At 66.5% G+C, this 2,305-nt stretch carries 2 protein-coding genes and 1 pseudogene; all 3 read right to left on the bottom strand.

The genetic code is table 11. The features are described from left to right. Positions 1–113, bottom strand: a pseudogene (locus AC1D00_RS37235) (CAP domain-containing protein); the annotation flags it as partial. A gap of 91 nt (positions 114–204) precedes the next feature. Further along, a complete protein-coding gene (locus AC1D00_RS37230) occupies positions 205–1,299 on the bottom strand; it encodes a serine/threonine protein kinase (protein ID WP_477014102.1) in 1,095 nt (364 codons plus the stop codon). Between the two features lie 7 nt (positions 1,300–1,306). Beyond that, a partial coding sequence (gene trmFO / locus AC1D00_RS37225; RefSeq protein WP_477014101.1) for a methylenetetrahydrofolate--tRNA-(uracil(54)-C(5))-methyltransferase (FADH(2)-oxidizing) TrmFO occupies positions 1,307–2,305 on the bottom strand: 999 nt, incomplete at its 5' end.

Below are 2,305 nucleotides of genomic sequence, written 5' to 3'. Positions count from 1 at the left end.
TCACCGTTCTTGAGGCGAAAGCTGGAGATCAGCTCGGCCGGGGATTCGGCCATCGCGGGCGCGGCTGCGAACAGGAGAAGGCCAGCGATCACGCTGCCAACCACACGATGCATCATCATCCCCCGAATGCCCATGACCTGCCGCCCGAATGATCCGATCGCTTCTCTATCGCCAATGTGGACGCTTCAAGGCGCATTGCGTCCGTCAGCCCGCGGGCAGGTCCGCCTCGAAATTGAAGCGGTCGCGCAGGTTCTTGCGCTGCTCCAGGATGTCCTTGAGGAAAGCGCGGTCCTGGTCGTTCTTCATCATCGGCTCGATCAGGTCGAGCTGGTTCATGGCGACCAGTTGCAGGATCTCGGTGCGCGGCTTGCCGCTGGTGTCGCGCGGCAATGCATGCACCACCTGGATGTGTTCCGGCGGCTTTGGACCCTTGGCGGCCGAAAGCTCGCTCCGAAGCTCGCCTTCAAGCGTGGCCAGATCGGCCTCGACGAAGGCATAGAGCCCAACGCCGGAGCGGCGGTCGGCAAAGGCAACGATCGCGGTGTCGCGCACGGCGGGATTCTTGCGGATCAGCTCCGCGAGCACAGGCGCGTCGTTGACGAGCCTGCGGCCGCCGCCCTCGCGGTCGGTGAAGTTGAACAGACCGCGCGTGATCGCCCGGTAGACCTTTTTGCCGGTGGCGAGCCACAGGCTCGCGGCGAAAGACTTCTTCGCCAGGATCTTGCGCTCGCGCGGCGTCAGCGCCTCGGGCGCGTAGGAACGCTTGTGCTTGAGCAGGTGCCGCAGGTCCTCATAGGCGAGGATGCGATAGAGCCGGCCGCGGCGTGCAAAGCAGGCGGCGAGCTGGAAGTCGGTCACATAGGCGTGGCCATCGCGGCCGACCAGCCAGTTCTGCTCCTTGGCAAGGTCGTTGTGGCAGATGCCGGCACGGCGGAGCCGGCGCAGCGCCGCCTTGGCCGAGCGGAAATAGGCGAGGTCGCCATGCGGTTTGGCCAGATGCAGCGCGACGCCGTCGACGAAGCCGCGCACCAGAGCCCGGCGTCCGGCCCACAGCAGTTCGGGACCGACATTCAGGCCCTTGGCGAGGGCGAGCGCATGCTTCTCGCGCGCGAACAGATGGCGGGCCAGCAGGAACGACCACCACGGCACCTCATCCAGCCGGCGCAGCACCGCATCGACCTCGCCGTTGCTGGCACGAAAGCGGCCGCGCTCGACGGTCGAGAACACGTCGCGCTTGAGCAGGACGCCCTCGGTCCATCGCRCCGAGAGCGTCGCGGCGTCGTCTTTAGGGAGGCTCATCGACAACTCACGCGGCTGCGGCGATGCGCAGGTGATCGGCGATCCAGCGATCGAGATCGGCGAGCGCCAGTGCACTCATCGCCTGCTTCTTGGCCACCGTCTTCTCGTTGCCGCGCAGGCGCGTGCCGTCGGGCTTCTTCGTCGGAGCGCTCGCAAGCGGCGGGAATAGGCCGAAATTGATGTTCATCGGCTGGAACGAGCGCGTGCCGGGCTCGATGGTCTCGATATGGCCGCCGGTGATGTGGCCGAGCAGCGATCCCAGCGCGGTCGTAGCAGGCGGGCTCGCCAGTGTCTCGCCACGGGCATCGGCCGCCGCGTAGAGACCGGCGATGAGGCCGACGCTGGCGGACTCCACGTAGCCCTCGCAGCCCGTCATCTGGCCGGCAAAGCGCAGCCGCGGCTGCGCGCGCAGCCGCAGCTGGCCGTCGAGCAGTTTGGGCGAGTTGAGGAAGGTGTTGCGATGCAGGCCGCCGAGGCGGGCGAATTCGGCCTTCTCCAGCCCGGGAATGGTGCGGAAGATGCGCTGCTGCTCGCCGTATTTCAGCTTCGTCTGGAAGCCGACGATGTTGTAGAGCGTGCCGAGCTTGTTGTCCTGGCGCAGCTGCACGATCGCGTAGGCTTTCGTCGCGGGATCGTGTGGATTGGTGAGGCCGACCGGCTTCATCGGACCATGGCGCAGCGTCTCGGGGCCGCGCTCCGCCATCACCTCGATCGGCAGGCAGCCGTCGAAATAGGGCGTGTTGGTCTCCCACTCCTTGAACTCGGTCTTCTCGCCGGCGATCAGCGCGGCGACGAAGCCGTCATACTGCTCCTTGGTCATCGGGCAGTTGATGTAGTCGGCGCCGTTGCCGCCGGGGCCGACCTTGTCGTAGCGCGACTGGAACCAGGCGACCGACATGTCGATGGATTCGCGATGCACGATCGGCGCGATCGCGTCGAAGAAGGCGAGTGCGTTCTCGTCGGTCAATTCGCGGATGGCGTCGGCAAGGGGCGCGGAGGTGAGGGG

The organism is Bradyrhizobium sp. P2_E8 (assembly GCF_056403875.1).
Note: the sequence above shows the minus strand (reverse complement) of the source record. Positions and strands in the feature narration are given on the sequence as shown.